The sequence below is a fragment of the Campylobacter parajejuni genome (assembly GCF_046764905.1).
Lineage (GTDB): Bacteria > Campylobacterota > Campylobacteria > Campylobacterales > Campylobacteraceae > Campylobacter_D.
Window position 1 is genome coordinate 65,085 of the sequence record NZ_JBKORB010000005.1, and the last position, 14,301, is coordinate 79,385.

Here is a 14,301-nt window from a genome sequence, read left to right on the forward strand (position 1 = left end):
CTATGCTATAATTTTTTAAATTTTTCTTAATAAGGATACTACAATGAGAATTTTAGTTATAGAAGATGAGATTAGCCTAAACAAAACCCTTATAGACAATCTTAACGAATTTGGTTATCAAACCGACTCTTCTGAAAATTTTAAAGATGGAGAATACTTTATCGGTATCAGGCATTATGATTTAGTTCTAGCAAACTGGACCTTACCTGATGGAGATGGCGCAGAACTTGTTAATATAATTAAACACAAATCTCCAAGAACTTCAGTGATGATTATATCTTCTAAAACAGATAAAGAAACAGAAATCAAAGCTTTAAAAGCAGGAGCGGATGACTTTGTTAAAAAGCCTTTGGATTTTGACATTTTACTAGCAAGAATAGAAGCAAGATTAAGACTTGGCGGAACTAATGTTATTAAAATTGAAGATTTAGTCATCGACCCTGATGAGGAAAAAATTACTTACAAGGGGCAAGATATAGAGCTTAAAGGAAAGCCTTTTGAAGTTTTAACACACTTAGCAAGGCATTCTGATCAAATTGTCTCCAAAGAGCAACTTCTAGATGCTATATGGGAAGAACCTGAGCTTGTAACTCCAAATGTTATCGAAGTCGCTATCAATCAAATTCGTCAAAAAATGGATAAACCCTTAAACATATCTACCATAGAAACGGTGCGCCGCAGGGGATACCGTTTTTGCTTCCCTAAAAAATCTTAAGCATTTTGCACCAAAAGGTGCAAAATTTTATCTTTGTATTTATTTTTTATATTTTATTTAAGTTTTGTTATTGTATAAACTAAAATTATTTTTTTCGAAAGGTGATGATGTCTCTTTTAATTACAAAAGACTGCGTATGTTGCGATGCTTGCAGAGAAGAATGTCCTGATGAAGCTATTTACGAAAATAGCCCTATTTATGTCATAGACCCTGACCTTTGTTCTGAATGTGTTAATGATTTTTCAGAACCAGCTTGCATTGTAGCCTGTCCTTATGAATGTATCATTCCTGACCCTGATAATGTAGAAAGCATAGAAGAATTAAAACTTAAACATAAAAATAGAGAATTTTGATGGCAAGAAAGACAGCCGTTGTGGATTTGGGGTCAAATTCCATTAGAATGGTAATTTTTGAAAAAACTTCAAGGTATGGTTTTTATACAGCTTGTGAATACAAACGCAAAGTAAGATTGGGGGAAAATGCCTATAATAACGGCAAAATCCTTCAAGAAGAAGCTATGCAAAGAGCTGAAAAAGCCCTAGCTTTTTTTAAACAATGTGCCTTAAAACATAAATGTAAAAAAATATTTGTTGTAGGCACATCAGCCCTAAGAGACGCTCCTAATTCAAGAATTTTCATTAAAAGAATTAAAGATAAGCTAGCCTTAAATATACGCTGTATAGATGGAAAAAATGAAAGTTATTTGGGCGGACTTGCGGCTTTAAATTTGCTAAGTCCTTTCAAAGACGCAACCACTTTGGATATTGGAGGTGGTTCTAGTGAATTGTGTTTAATCAAAAACAATAAAATCATGTCTTGCATATCCCTTGATATTGGCACGGTTAGGCTTAAAGAATTATTCTACGATACTGGAAAAACGGCTTCTTTGGAGGAATTTATAAAACCCATTTTAGAACAAATTCCTAAGGAATTTTGCAATCAAAATCTCATAGCCATAGGCGGAAGTTTAAGAGCTATCTCAAATTCTATTATGCAAAAAAATTCCTATCCACTCAAAAATTTACACGATTTTCGCTATATCTTAGATGAAGAAAAAGAACACATTCTAAAGATTTTTAATTCCAAAGAAGACTCCTTAATCAATTTTGGTATCAAAAAAGACCGCTTTGATACCATTAAAGAAGGTATATTTATTTTTTTAAAAATTGCTGAAAAAATCAAAGCCAAGCAAGTTATTACAAGTGGGGTTGGAATCAGAGAAGGGGTTTATTTGCAAGACTTGCTGCGTCCTAAAACCACATTTGCACCCAATTTTAATCCTAGTTTAAAATGCTTACAAGATAAATTTTTATCAAACAAACAAACAAACAAAACACCGCATTTTGCTTTGCAAATTTTTACTAGCCTTAAAAAGCTTCATAAACTAGGAGATAATTATAAATATACCTTGCTAAACGCTGCGAAATTATGTCATATTGGGGAGCATTTAAATTTTTATTTTGCCAATGAACATTCAGCTCATTTTGTGCTAGGTGGATTAAACTATGGCTTTTCACACAAAGAAAAAGCCCTAATTGCTAGCATTATTAAACTCAATGGGAAAAAGGCTAATCCTTATAATCTTGAACCTTACAAGCAACTTTTGCCAAATATTCATACTATTTCGTGGCTTAATTTTATTTTATGTCTGGCTAAAACTCTAAGCACGAACGAAGATAAAATCGACTTTGCCTTTGCAAACAATACTCTTTATATTTATGGGGAAAACAAGCTTCTTAATTTAGCTAAAGATGAACTTAAAAAAATCGCAAAGCCCATTACCATAGCCCTAGCTATCAATCAAAAACCTTAAGCTTTTTTTAGCTTATTCGCTAATTTTTTTAACTCTCTTAAGCTTTATATCTTAACTTTTCTTGCCTTCTTTGCGTTGTTCGATGAGAGTTTGAATTCTTTTTTTATTCTCTTCAAAAAAAGAATCAAAATTCTTTTCTGTTTGTTCTGAATATTTTTGCTCTTCTGAAAGCTCGGCACTCTCTAAAAGCACATTGGAATTACCTATTATCATAGTATAGCGTTTATTAGCGTGGTCAAAAACGACAAGTTGATTATTTTTATCCAAAAATCTTTGAAAAATCATAGTAAAGTCTTTAGAAAGCTTATTATTTTTATAAATCATAGTCCTTTTAAACCACCAAAGCCCTAGTAGCAAAATAAGCAAAACAAGCATAACTAAAATATAATTGGTATAATCATACCCTTCTAAGCTTGTGCTTTTTGGCTTAGGCATTAAATCCCCAGTAGAATTTAAAGCAGGTGTTGTAACTTGAGCATTTGCTTGCTCCACAGCTCTTATTCTTACTCCAAATTTATCATTGATGGAACTAAGTTCAAGATGGATATTTTCTTTATTTTGTAACATAATATAGGTATTATTATTTTTAGAACTAATACTGATTTTATCCACAAGCTTGGAATTAAGCTCTTTTAATTCATTCTTAGAATATTTTAAATCGCTAAAAATCAAAAGGGTTAAATTTTTTTCTTTTTTTTGAGAGATTTTACCATTATAGGCATTATCAAAAGAAAGCATTAAATCCACTCTATCATTTCTATCATAAACATTATAACCCACTAGCTCAACGCTATATAAAGGTAAAATTAAAAAAAACAATACCAAAAATCTCATCTAAATTTCTTTTTTAAAGTATTGAAGCACGGTTTTGGAATCTAAAATTTCATTAATTCTTATAGCAAGGTTTTTTTCATAAACCATAACCTCACCTTTGCCAAAAATTCTTTTGTTGATATAAAGCTCAACACTCTCTCCAGCAGGTTTTTCAAGGTCAATAACCGAACCCACTTCAAGCTTTAAAAGCTCAGCCACACTCATACTAGTCGTTCCTAGCTCACTTACGAAATCGACCGTGATATCTAAAATGTCTTCATAAGACTGCAAAAGTCCCTGATGAATGTTAAACTCTACATCATCGCTCATTATTTACAATACCCTATTCTAAAATAACAATTTTCAAATTTATAAGTTAAAGCCTCATCTAAAACGATTTTAGAAAAATCAACTCTTCCTAAATATTCGGGAATTCCAAGCTTGTATTCATCATCGCCCCTAGCATCGTTTAATAAATTTTTAGCACAACCTATGATTTGATTGGCACATTCTTTGCTTAAATCACACCAATCATCTTCTTTAAATTTCACATCGCTAACCAAAACTTCAGCGGTCTTTTTCAAAAATTCCTCTGGGAAAAATAAATAAAAATTATACTCCCCTCCCTTTTTTCCCATAATAGGAATACTTGCTCCATAAAGCTCACCGCTTATATTCTCAGCTGCGTCAATACGAAGTCTTAAGATATGCTCATAAAAATGGGTGATGGAATACTCAAGAATTTTTAACATAATTACCACCTTTATAAAAAACTTAATTGAAGATTATAGTAAATCAAAAATAAAAATATGTTTTAAAAATTTTATTTTTTGAAAATTTCTTCAATATCTTTTAAAATACACTCCAAATTTTCGCCCTTAAAACACTCCACTATACTCGTGCCTACTATGACCCCATCGGCTATTTTTCTCATCCTTTTCACATCTTCATTATTCTTAATACCAAAACCTATAAAAACAGGTAGTTTCGTAAATAGTCTAATTTCCCTAAGCTTCTCTTGTAAAATTTTGTCCTCCACACTTTTGGTTCCTGTAATCCCTATGCTTGCTAGCAAATAAATAAAGCCTTTGGCATTTCTTACCAGTTTTTTCACCCTTTCTTTAGGAGTTGTAACGCTTACAAGAGTGATTAAAGCTATGCTGTGTTTTTGACATACTTTATCCAAATCATCACTTTCTTCAAAACTTAAATCAGGCACAATCAAAGCACAAATTCCCAAAGACTTTGCTTTTTTCACAAATTTTTCCAAACCATAAGAAAAAATTAAATTATAATACACCATAAAAACCAAAGCCTTTTTTGTCCTTATTTTAGCCAAAAGCTCAAAAACACTATGAATATCCACGCCTTGCTCTAAAGCCTTTTTTGCCGCAACACTTATAACAGAGCCATCAGCAATGGGGTCGCTATAAGCTACGCCAAGCTCTAAAACATCAATAGAACTTTGATTTAATTTTTGTAAAAAAAGTTCGCTTGTGTTAAGATTAGGATAACCTAAAACCATATAAGCAACATTTGCATTATCCTTATAAAATTTTCTAAAATCAACCATAAATCACCCCTTTTTTATACGCTCTAATCGTTTGCATATCCTTATCGCCCCTACCTGAAAGATTTACCACTATCACGCTTTTTTTCTTTAATTTTGGGCAAAGTTTTTCTAAAAAAGCCAAAGCGTGAGAACTCTCAATCGCTCCGATAATGCCTTCTTCCTTGCAAAGTAATTTTAAAGCCTGCATGCACTCATCATCACTAATGGCATAATACTTAGCCCTTTTGCTTTCAAATAAAAAAGCATGCAAAGGACCAATTCCTGGATAATCAAGCCCCGCAGAAACACTATGCACGGGCAAAATATTACCCAAATCATCTTGCAAAACCTTAGTTTTCATGCCATGTATAATACCTGTTTTACCCTTGTTTAAAGTCGCTGCGTGATAAGGCGTATGAGTGCCAAGCCCCCCTGCTTCAATGCCTATAAGCTTTACACTCTCATCTTTGATAAAATCATAAAAAATTCCCGCCGCATTGCTTCCACCCCCAACGGCTGCGATGATATAATCTGCTTTTTTATTCAGTTTTTGAAGTTGCATTTTGCATTCTTTTCCTATAATACTTTGAAAATGTGTTACCATTTTAGGATAAGGATAAGGACCTACCGCACTTCCAACCACATAAAAAATATTTTTAATATCCCCAACCCAAGCTTGAATGGCTGCAGTAGTTGCTTCTTTTAAGGTTTTAAGTCCGCTTTGCACGGCATTGATTTTTGCACCTAAAAGCTCTATTTTATAGACATTTAAAGCCTGTCTTTGCACATCAGTTTCGCCCATGTAAATTTCACACTCAAGCCCCAAAAGCGCTGCTGCAGTTGCTGTTGCAAGTCCGTGTTGCCCTGCTCCTGTTTCTGCTATGATTTTTTGCTTTCCCATTTTTTTAGCTAAAAGAGCTTGGGCTATGGCGTTATTGATTTTATGTGCGCCTGTGTGATTTAAATCTTCCCTTTTAAGATAAATTTCGTGTTTATATTTTTTGCTTAAATTCCTTGCAAAATAAAGCGGTGTGGGGCGTCCTACATAAGTTTTTAAAAGCTCACTCAGTTCTTTTTTGAAGAGCTTGTCTTTAGAAAATTTCAAAAAAGCAAGTTCAAGCTCATTTAAAGCAAACATCGCACTCTCAGGTAAAAACTGCCCACCAAAATTCCCATAATACGCTTTTTTCATCTTTTTAGCTCCCTTAAAATTTGTTTTACTTTCTCTAAGTCCTTTAGACCTTTTTCATTCTCAAGCTTTGAGTTTAAATCTAAAATTTTAGCCCCTGTTTTTACGGCTTCATTTATATTTTCTAAACCTATACCCCCTGCTAAAGCAAAATCCTTAGTATAAGTTTTCAATAACTTCCAATCGAAACTTATCCCATTACCGCCCTTTAAAATTCCCTTAGCATCAAAAAGCACTAAATCAGCATAGCTTTCATTCTTTAACTCCAAACTACTCCCTATGCTAACGACTTGCCAAATAAAAACATTTTTTGTCTTTAAAATTTCAAATTCTTCTTGAGTGATGGTGCGATAAATTTGCACCCCATCGAGCTTTGCTTTTTCAATGTAGTGGATAATTTTTTCCAAATTTTCATCCACAAACACACCTATAACTTTTTTAGCTTTTTGATGAAAAATAGCACTTAAGAGCATAGCCTGCTCCAAACTTAGCTGTCTTGGACTTTTAGCAAAGATAAGTCCAAAAAAATCAATATTTAAAGAAGCTAAATCTTTAGCGTTTTTTTCATCTTTAATGCCGCAAATTTTAAGCTTTGGCATAGCTTTGATACTCCTTAAAATACTCTATAACTTTGCCTGAATATATAGCTTCTAAAATCACATCCTTAGCTTTTAAAGGTGTGCTTGCTTGATTAGCCGTATAAAGAGCAAACATTGCGTTTAAAACCACAATATCAAATTTCGCCCCTTGCATTTTTCCACTTAAAATATCAAGCAAATCTTTAGCGTTTTCGCACGCACTCCCACCCATAATCTCACTATGAAAAGCCCTTTTAAAGCCAAATTGCTCAGGGCAAACGCAGTATTCTAAAATTTCGCCATCACAAAGCTCATAAACCTTACTCTCATCACAAATGCTAAATTCATCCATACCATCATTTCCCCTTACCACCAAAGCTTTTTTGCGTCCTAAATTTTTTAAAACTTCTATCAAAAGTCTATGCACGGGGGCGTGATAATTTCCCATAAGCTGATATTTTAGCTTTAAATTAGGGTGCAATAAGGGTCCTAAAACATTAAAAACCGTTCTTACTCCAAGTCTTTTTCTTACTTCTCTTAATTCTCCTACCAAAGCGTGGAAAAAAGGAGCGTGGAAAAAACTAAGCCCTTGTTCGTTTAAGCATTTTAAAGCACATTCTAAGGTATTTGGAGTAGCGATATTTAAAGCATCAAGCACATCTGTGCTTCCACTAGAACTTGAAATCGCACGGTTGCCGTGTTTAGCAACCTTTACCCCTAAAGCCGCTAAAATAAAAGAACTTGTTGTAGAAACATTAATGCTTTTAAAACCATCGCCCCCCGTTCCACAAATATCAATCATCTCGCTTTCATCGCTAAAGGTCTTAGAATATCTTAAAATTTGTCTCACAAAGGCACTTAGGGATTTTTCATTTAAGGACTTTTCTGTGATTAAAATAAGCAAGGCGGCTACTTGTAAAATTTCATAATTTCCCGACATAATAAGCTTGCAAATTTGCTCAAAATCCTCACTTTGTAAAAAATGATTTTCACTCATTTTTTGCAGATAAAAACTTAAGGGTTTTTGTTCATTTTCTGTTTTTTTCACATCTTGCTTTAAAAAATTAGAAAAAATTTGCAAACCATACTCGCTAAAATAACTTTCAGGATGAAATTGCACACCAAAATAAGGCAGAGTTTTGTGCCTTAAAGCCATAATCACACCCCTTTCATCTAGGGCTAAAATTTCAAGCTCATCGCTAGGCTCTTTAACCTCTAAAGAATGATAACGCATAACGCTAAAAACTTGAGGCAAAGCTAAAAATAGCTCATTTTCTTTGCATTGCTTTATGAGAGAATTTTTTGCGTGCATAGGCTCTTGCATTTTTAGCACCAAAGAATCAAAAGCTAAGGCTAAGGCTTGATGTCCTAAACAAATGCCCAAAACAGGAATATCAAGCCTTGCCTTAAAAATTTCCAAACAAATCCCACTTTGGCTAGGATGTTTTGGACCGGGGCTTAAGATGATGTGAGTGGGATTTAAATTTTTAATTTCGTCTATTGAAATAGCGTCATTTCTTTTCACTAAAATTTCATCATCGCTTACTTGCTCTAACATAGTTTTAACATTGAAAACAAAAGAATCGTAATTATCAATTAGGAGTATCATTGTTTTTCCTTTTTTAAATTTTCAAAAGCCATCAAAAGCGCCTTGCGTTTAGCACAGATTTCTGCGTATTCTTTTTGACTATCGCTTTGCAAAACAATGCCTGCTCCACTTGCCAAATAAGCCTTATCTTGAGTAAAAAATCCACAACGAATCAAAATAGCTAAAGTTAAATCTTCATTAAAATTTAAAAACCCCACCGCACCGCCATAAATCCCGCGGTTACATTCTTCAAGCTCATTAATAAGCTCTAAGGCTCTTATTTTAGGAGCCCCGCTTAGGGTTCCTGCTGGAAAAACCGCCTCAATCACATCAAAAATACTCGCATCTTCTTTCATATTGGCATAAACTTCACTCACTATGTGCATTACAAATTTATTTTTAATAATAGAAAAAAGATTCTCAACCCTTGTTTGAGTGCCAAATTTAGAAGCATCATTTCTTGCTAAATCCACAAGCATTTTATGCTCACTTAATTCTTTTTCATCGCTTAAAAGCTCTTTTTCTAAAGCCATTAAATTAGAATCTGATTCTAAATTTCTAGTTCCTGCAATGGGAGCTAAGAAAATTTCTCTTTTTTTGATTTTTAATAAAAATTCTGGAGAAGAGCCTAAAACAACACCATATTGGCTTGGAAAATAAAACATATAAGCACTGGGATTTAAACGGCTTAAATACTCATAATAATCAAAGGCATTTATATTGTGCTTAATGCAAAGTTGTTTGCTTAAAACCACTTGAAAAATATCCCCACTTAGAAGATACTCTCTAGCTTTCTCACACATTTTTAAAAAATCATTTTTTTCATCTTCTAAGGAAGTTAAAATTTCAAAATCATTTTGCTGTTCTTTGCAAACAGGTTTAAAATCATCCTTAAGATACTCAAAATACTTTGAAGCTCCAAATTTAAAAAACATCTTGCTATTTTTTTCATAAATCAAATAAGCCTTAGCATTGGCAAACAAAAACAAGGGAAAATCATAGTTTTTCTTAGAAGAAAGGGGAATTTTTTCAAATAAAGACACAAAATCCGCACTAAAAACTCCAAAAAACCCTGCATAATCGCAAATTTTCTTTTTTGCCAAAGTCTCATAATATTTTGCTTTTAATTCGCTAAGTGAAAGCCAATTAGCGTCTAAATAATCACAATCAATCCCTATAATCACCTTAGTCAAATCCTCTGCAAAATAAGAATTCTCAAATTTTTCAAGGATTTGCCTGTAATAAAAATTTACATTTTTAACAAACATAACAAACCTTTTTATAAAAATAAAATATACTTAAAGAAAAAATAAATCGAAGTTTAAAAACGCCAAGAGCGAAGAGTGTGGGTAAGTTTTAAAATCAAAGAATGGCTAAAAAAATCATTTTCACTCATCTTTACACCTTTACATAAGATATTTTAGGATTTTAGATTTTTCTTAAAAATTTAAAATCTTGTTTAATTCTAATTTAATCCATATAAATTTTTCTTTAAATTTAAAAGAAATTTTATAAATTCTTTAAAAGAAAAAGACATTCCCAAACCCTGCAAGCCCAGCTAAAAATCATAAAGAGTATTAAAAACTAGGATAAATTAATTTAAAATAGGACATTGAGAATATATTGATATGAATTTAAAGATTTTTAAAAACGATATAAAAATGAAAAAACTTAAAAATAAACTTTGATTTATAACTTATAGTCTATAATTTTACAAAATCAAACAAAGGATTTAAGATGACTTTAGTTATAGAAAATGCGAGTGATGATTTATTAAAAGCAATTAAAGCTATGGCTAAACCCTTTAACGCAAAGGTAAAGATTAAAAAAAGCTCTATGGATAGAGCCTTAAAAGAAGCACAAGTTATGGCTAAAAACCCACACAAATATAAAAGCTATTCCAGTGCTAAAGAGCTGATAAAAGATTGTTTAGATGATTAAATATAAACTCATAAAATCAAAAGAATTTAAAAAAGCAGTTAAAAAGCTTAATCAAAAGGATATTGATTTACTCATTGAAGTTCTTGATAAATTAATAAACAACCAAACACTAGAGCCAAAACACAAAGACCACAAGTTAAAAGGCAAATATAAAGACCTTAGAGAATGCCATATAAAGCCTGATTTGCTTTTAATCTATCAAAAACTAGAAAAAGAATTAATTTTAATTGCTATCAATATAGGAAGCCATAGCGATTTATTTTAACTTCACTTCTTTATAGTTCTTAGTGTTAAAGCAAGCCCAGCTAAAAATCCTGAGGCGAATTTTTGCGTTTTAAAAGAAAATTTTTACCAAACATAAGATGATACTTAGTTTAATAAGATAAAATTATTCCTTGTTTGAAAAATTAGGAAAAAATATGAATTTTACAGATTTACCCTATTTAATCATAGGGGTAATTTCAGGCATAGCCTCGGGGCTTTTTGGCATTGGCGGGGGTATGATTATCGTTCCTTCTATGTTTATGTTTGGAGCAAGCGCTCACGAAGCCATTGGAATTTCAGTATTGCAAATGATTTTTGCAGCAGTTTTTGGTTCTTATATTAATTACAAAAAGAAAAATCTCAATCTCAAAGATGGCATTATGATAGGTCTTGGGGGACTACTAGGAGCTAGCTTTAGCGGTATGCTTTTAAGGGCTTTAAGCGATGTGGCACTGACTAGTATATTTTTAGCAGTGAGTTGTGTATTTTTTCTCAAATACGCTTTCAATCTCAAAGAAAGCATAACAAAAAATCAAAGAAACATTTGGATAAAAAATATCATTTTATTTATTGCCGGCGCTTTTACGGGTATTTTTGCTATTTCTTTAGGGATAGGTGGGGGGCTTTTAATCGCCCCTATTTTAGCTTATTTTCTAGGTTATGATAGCAAAAAAGTAGTTTCTTTATCTTTATTTTTTGTCATTTTTGCTTCCGTTTCAGGTATCATCTCTTTTGCAAATTCAGGGGTTATAGATTCTCAAATTATCCATAAGGGCATTTTAGTGGGTGTAGCTTCTATGGTAGGGGTTTTCATAGGAATTAAAATCATAGAAAAAATGCAACTTAAAGCCCATAAAAAAATTTTACTTTGCGTCTATGCCTTGTCTATACTTGGAACCACGCATTCTTTACTTAACAAACTGGGCTTAATAAATTAGAACTGATAAATTTTTGATTTTAAACTAAGTTTTTTTAATCTTACTATGTTAAAATCTTAAATTTATTTAAAATTAGGAAAAATTATGAACGATACCATAAAAATCATCGGCGCAAAAGAAAATAATCTTAAAAATATCCATCTTGAAATTCCCAAAAACAAACTCATAGTTTTTACTGGACTTAGCGGAAGTGGAAAATCCACTCTTGCCTTTGGCACACTCTATGCCGAAGGGCAACGCCGTTATATAGAGAGTCTGAGTGCTTATGCAAGGCAATTTTTAGATAAGGTAGGCAAACCCGATGTAGATAAGATAGAAGGACTAACCCCAGCCATCGCCATAGACCAAAAAACAACTTCCAAAAACCCACGCTCCACAGTGGGAACTATCACTGAAATTTATGATTATCTAAGGCTTTTGTATGCAAGAGTAGGCATTCAACACTGCCATCAATGCGGACAAAAAATTTCATCTATGAGTGCAAGTGATATAGTCAGTGAAATTTTAAAATTTCCAAAAGGTGCTAAAATCATCATCTACGCCCCACTCATACGCGAAAAAAAGGGAAGCTATGCGGACTTACTTGAAAATTTACGCAACAAAGGTTTCGTAAGAGCGCAAATTGATGGGGTTTTAGTAAGACTTGATGAAGAAATAGAACTGCCAAAAACAAAAAAACACACCATCAAACTCGTCATAGACCGCCTTGAAATCAGGCAAGATTTACTCTTGCGTCTTGCAAGTGATATAGAAAAAGGCTTACAAGAAAGCTTTGGAGAAATAGAAATAGAAGTCTTAAATCACGAAGAAATAGGGCTAAATAAACACTATCATTTTAGCGAACACTCCGCTTGTTTTGATTGTAAAATTTCTTTTGTCCCCCTTGAACCTCTTAGCTTTTCTTTTAACTCCCCCAAAGGAGCTTGTGAAGCTTGCGATGGGCTTGGAATTCGCTATACTTTAGATATGAAAAAAATTATTGATGAAAGCTTAAGCCTTGAAAAGGGTGCGGTGAAAATTATGTATGGCTTTAACAAAAGTTATTATTATAAATTCCTAATCGCCTTTTGCGAACAAAACGCAATCCCCATTAAAACGCCTTTTGCAGAACTTAGCGAAGAACAAAAACGCCTTGTATTCTATGGCAATGCAAAGACCATAGAATTTCTTTGGAAAAGACACCGACTCAAACGCAATTTTGAAGGCGTGGTTAAAATGGCTTATGAAATGCTAAAGGTTGAAAAAGACTTGGCTGAATATATGAGTGAAAAAATTTGCAAAGATTGCAACGGGCATCGTTTAAAGCCTGAAAATTTAGCCGTTAAAGTGGCAAAAAAGGGCTTGGGCGAAATTTTAGATATGAGTATAGAAGATAGCACGGCTTTTTTTGCTGATGAGAAAAATTTCTCTTATTTAAGTGAGCAACAAAAACTTATTTCCAAACCCATATTAAAAGAAATCAATGAAAGGCTTTTCTTTTTATATGATGTGGGACTGGGTTATCTTTCTTTGGGGCGTGATGCTAGAACCATAAGCGGGGGCGAAGCACAAAGAATTCGCATAGCATCGCAAATTGGCAGTGGCTTAAGCGGGGTTATGTATGTTTTAGATGAGCCTAGCATAGGACTTCACGAAAGAGATACCGCAAAACTCATTAAAACTCTAAGAAATTTACAGCAAAAAGGCAATACCTTAATCATAGTAGAACACGATAAAATGACGATTGAAGAAGCAGATTTTATAGTAGATATTGGTCCAAAAGCAGGAAAATTCGGCGGGGAAGTTGTCTTTAGTGGCACTTATAAAGAACTTCTAAAAAGCAAAAGTCAAACGGCACTTTATATGAGTGGCAAAAAACAGATTTTGCAATTTAAAAACAGAACACAAAAAGAATGGCTAGAGCTTAAAAATGTAAGTATCAATAATATTCAAAATTTAAGTGTGCAATTTCCTTTGCAAAATTTAGTTGCAATAACTGGAGTTTCAGGCTCTGGAAAAAGCTCTCTTATACTTCAAACCCTACTTCCCTTCGCCCAAGAAGAATTAAATCGTGCTAAAAAAGTTAAAAAACTAAGCGGGGTGCAAATAGAAGGACTTGAAAAGCTTGACAAGGTCATTTACCTTGACCAAAGCCCCATAGGACGCACACCGCGTTCAAATCCTGCCACTTACACGGGTGCTATGGACGAAATTCGCAATCTTTTTGCCTCCACTAAGGAAGCTAAAATGCGAGGTTACAAAGCAGGACGCTTTTCTTTTAATGTTAAAGGTGGCAGATGTGAAAAATGTAGCGGAGATGGAGAAATCAAAATAGAAATGCACTTTTTACCCGATGTGATGGTAACTTGTGATACTTGTCAGGGCAAACGCTACAATGACTCTACTTTAGAAATCAAATATAAAGGCAAAAATATCAGTGAAATTTTAAATATGAGCATACTAGAAGCCAGTGAATTTTTCGCTGCTGTTCCTAAAATACGCCAAAAATTAGACACTTTGGTAAAAGTGGGTTTAGACTATCTTAGCCTAGGACAAAATGCCACAACTCTAAGCGGAGGCGAAGCACAAAGAATTAAACTCGCCAAAGAATTAAGCCGCACAGATACGGGAAAAACACTCTACATACTAGACGAACCCACAACGGGACTTCATTTTGAAGATGTAAATAAGCTTATATCGGTTTTGCAGCATTTAGTTGAACTTAAAAATTCTGTTTTTGTGATTGAGCATAATTTAGATGTGATTAAAAACGCCGATTATATCATCGATATGGGACCAGAAGGTGGGGTTAAAGGCGGTAAGGTTATAGCTAAAGGTAGCGTAGAAAAAGTGGCTAAAGAGCATAAAAAAACCCATTCTTACACAGGGTATTATTTGAATTTAGAACTTAAGAATATTCAAAAATCATAG

General features: G+C 33.1%; 15 protein-coding genes. 7 read left to right on the forward strand and 8 right to left on the reverse strand.

The features are described from left to right. Nucleotides 1–43 precede the first annotated feature (43 nt). The 3 genes from hsrA to ACLL8X_RS06025 all read left to right on the forward strand — a co-directional run bounded on the left by hsrA (nt 44) and on the right by ACLL8X_RS06025 (nt 2,528). Nucleotides 44–715 (forward strand): homeostatic response regulator transcription factor HsrA, encoded by a 672-nt coding sequence (gene hsrA, locus ACLL8X_RS06015; protein ID WP_411990018.1) that lies wholly within the window; start codon nt 44–46, stop codon nt 713–715. 107 nt (nt 716–822) lie between these two features. Continuing rightward, a complete protein-coding gene (locus ACLL8X_RS06020) occupies nt 823–1,068 on the forward strand; it encodes a YfhL family 4Fe-4S dicluster ferredoxin (RefSeq protein ID WP_411990116.1) in 246 nt (81 codons plus the stop codon). Continuing rightward, nucleotides 1,068–2,528, forward strand: a complete 1,461-nt coding sequence (locus tag ACLL8X_RS06025; protein WP_411990019.1) for a Ppx/GppA phosphatase family protein — start codon at nt 1,068–1,070, stop codon at nt 2,526–2,528. The genes ACLL8X_RS06020 and ACLL8X_RS06025 overlap by 1 nt, the downstream gene beginning before the upstream one ends. Nucleotides 2,529–2,579: 51 nt before the next feature. Here ACLL8X_RS06025 and ACLL8X_RS06030 read toward each other — a convergent pair whose 3' ends face one another. The 8 genes from ACLL8X_RS06030 to ACLL8X_RS06065 all read right to left on the reverse strand — a co-directional run bounded on the left by ACLL8X_RS06030 (nt 2,580) and on the right by ACLL8X_RS06065 (nt 9,516). Continuing rightward, nucleotides 2,580–3,362 (reverse strand): hypothetical protein, encoded by a 783-nt coding sequence (locus ACLL8X_RS06030; protein WP_411990020.1) that lies wholly within the window; start codon nt 3,360–3,362, stop codon nt 2,580–2,582. Next, the gene (gene fliN, locus ACLL8X_RS06035; protein ID WP_411990021.1) at nt 3,363–3,671 is read right to left on the reverse strand and encodes a flagellar motor switch protein FliN; all 309 of its coding nucleotides are present in this window, start codon (nt 3,669–3,671) and stop codon (nt 3,363–3,365) included. Further along, nucleotides 3,671–4,093: a hypothetical protein gene (locus ACLL8X_RS06040; RefSeq protein WP_411990022.1), complete on the reverse strand. Its 423-nt coding sequence runs from the start codon at nt 4,091–4,093 to the stop codon at nt 3,671–3,673. Before ACLL8X_RS06040 ends, fliN begins: the two co-directional genes overlap by 1 nt. 71 nt (nt 4,094–4,164) lie before the next feature. Beyond that, nucleotides 4,165–4,914, reverse strand: coding sequence for a tryptophan synthase subunit alpha (gene trpA / locus ACLL8X_RS06045; RefSeq protein WP_411990023.1), 750 nt, complete (start codon nt 4,912–4,914; stop codon nt 4,165–4,167). Continuing rightward, nucleotides 4,907–6,085, reverse strand: coding sequence for a tryptophan synthase subunit beta (gene trpB / locus ACLL8X_RS06050; RefSeq protein ID WP_411990024.1), 1,179 nt, complete (start codon nt 6,083–6,085; stop codon nt 4,907–4,909). Before trpB ends, trpA begins: the two co-directional genes overlap by 8 nt. After that, complete coding sequence (locus tag ACLL8X_RS06055) at nt 6,082–6,681, reverse strand: phosphoribosylanthranilate isomerase (protein ID WP_411990025.1); 600 nt, start codon at nt 6,679–6,681, stop codon at nt 6,082–6,084. The genes trpB and ACLL8X_RS06055 overlap by 4 nt, the downstream gene beginning before the upstream one ends. Beyond that, entirely contained in the window at nt 6,668–8,269 is a 1,602-nt protein-coding gene (gene trpD / locus ACLL8X_RS06060; protein WP_411990026.1) for an anthranilate phosphoribosyltransferase, read from the reverse strand. The genes ACLL8X_RS06055 and trpD overlap by 14 nt, the downstream gene beginning before the upstream one ends. After that, nucleotides 8,266–9,516: an anthranilate synthase component I family protein gene (locus ACLL8X_RS06065; protein ID WP_411990027.1), complete on the reverse strand. Its 1,251-nt coding sequence runs from the start codon at nt 9,514–9,516 to the stop codon at nt 8,266–8,268. The genes trpD and ACLL8X_RS06065 overlap by 4 nt, the downstream gene beginning before the upstream one ends. A 469-nt stretch (nt 9,517–9,985) precedes the next feature. Between ACLL8X_RS06065 and ACLL8X_RS06070 the strand changes: the two genes are divergently transcribed. The 4 genes from ACLL8X_RS06070 (at nt 9,986) to uvrA (ending at nt 14,301) form a co-directional block, all read left to right on the forward strand. After that, nucleotides 9,986–10,189, forward strand: coding sequence for a hypothetical protein (locus tag ACLL8X_RS06070; protein ID WP_411990028.1), 204 nt, complete (start codon nt 9,986–9,988; stop codon nt 10,187–10,189). Then, nucleotides 10,182–10,454: a type II toxin-antitoxin system RelE/ParE family toxin gene (locus ACLL8X_RS06075; RefSeq protein ID WP_411990029.1), complete on the forward strand. Its 273-nt coding sequence runs from the start codon at nt 10,182–10,184 to the stop codon at nt 10,452–10,454. The genes ACLL8X_RS06070 and ACLL8X_RS06075 overlap by 8 nt, the downstream gene beginning before the upstream one ends. A gap of 154 nt (nt 10,455–10,608) precedes the next feature. After that, nucleotides 10,609–11,391, forward strand: a complete 783-nt coding sequence (locus tag ACLL8X_RS06080; RefSeq protein ID WP_411990030.1) for a sulfite exporter TauE/SafE family protein — start codon at nt 10,609–10,611, stop codon at nt 11,389–11,391. Nucleotides 11,392–11,475: 84 nt separating this feature from the next. Next, nucleotides 11,476–14,301 carry an excinuclease ABC subunit UvrA gene (gene uvrA / locus ACLL8X_RS06085; protein WP_411990031.1) on the forward strand — a complete coding sequence of 942 codons (2,826 nt, stop codon included), beginning with the start codon at nt 11,476–11,478 and terminating at the stop codon, nt 14,299–14,301.

Bases quoted from the DNA above. Each gene is read 5' to 3' on its own strand.
- ACLL8X_RS06055 (WP_411990025.1), bottom strand. From the start codon at position 6,681: ATGCCAAAGCTTAAAATTTGCGGCATTAAAGATGAAAAAAACGCTAAA.
- trpA (WP_411990023.1), bottom strand. From the start codon at position 4,914: ATGGTTGATTTTAGAAAATTTTATAAGGATAATGCAAATGTTGCTTAT.
- ACLL8X_RS06025 (WP_411990019.1), top strand. From the start codon at position 1,068: ATGGCAAGAAAGACAGCCGTTGTGGATTTGGGGTCAAATTCCATTAGA.
- fliN (WP_411990021.1), bottom strand. From the start codon at position 3,671: ATGAGCGATGATGTAGAGTTTAACATTCATCAGGGACTTTTGCAGTCT.
- ACLL8X_RS06080 (WP_411990030.1), top strand. From the start codon at position 10,609: ATGAATTTTACAGATTTACCCTATTTAATCATAGGGGTAATTTCAGGC.
- trpB (WP_411990024.1), bottom strand. From the start codon at position 6,085: ATGAAAAAAGCGTATTATGGGAATTTTGGTGGGCAGTTTTTACCTGAG.
- ACLL8X_RS06030 (WP_411990020.1), bottom strand. From the start codon at position 3,362: ATGAGATTTTTGGTATTGTTTTTTTTAATTTTACCTTTATATAGCGTT.
- hsrA (WP_411990018.1), top strand. From the start codon at position 44: ATGAGAATTTTAGTTATAGAAGATGAGATTAGCCTAAACAAAACCCTT.
- uvrA (WP_411990031.1), top strand. From the start codon at position 11,476: ATGAACGATACCATAAAAATCATCGGCGCAAAAGAAAATAATCTTAAA.
- ACLL8X_RS06070 (WP_411990028.1), top strand. From the start codon at position 9,986: ATGACTTTAGTTATAGAAAATGCGAGTGATGATTTATTAAAAGCAATT.
- ACLL8X_RS06020 (WP_411990116.1), top strand. From the start codon at position 823: ATGTCTCTTTTAATTACAAAAGACTGCGTATGTTGCGATGCTTGCAGA.
- ACLL8X_RS06075 (WP_411990029.1), top strand. From the start codon at position 10,182: ATGATTAAATATAAACTCATAAAATCAAAAGAATTTAAAAAAGCAGTT.
- trpD (WP_411990026.1), bottom strand. From the start codon at position 8,269: ATGATACTCCTAATTGATAATTACGATTCTTTTGTTTTCAATGTTAAA.
- ACLL8X_RS06040 (WP_411990022.1), bottom strand. From the start codon at position 4,093: ATGTTAAAAATTCTTGAGTATTCCATCACCCATTTTTATGAGCATATC.
- ACLL8X_RS06065 (WP_411990027.1), bottom strand. From the start codon at position 9,516: ATGTTTGTTAAAAATGTAAATTTTTATTACAGGCAAATCCTTGAAAAA.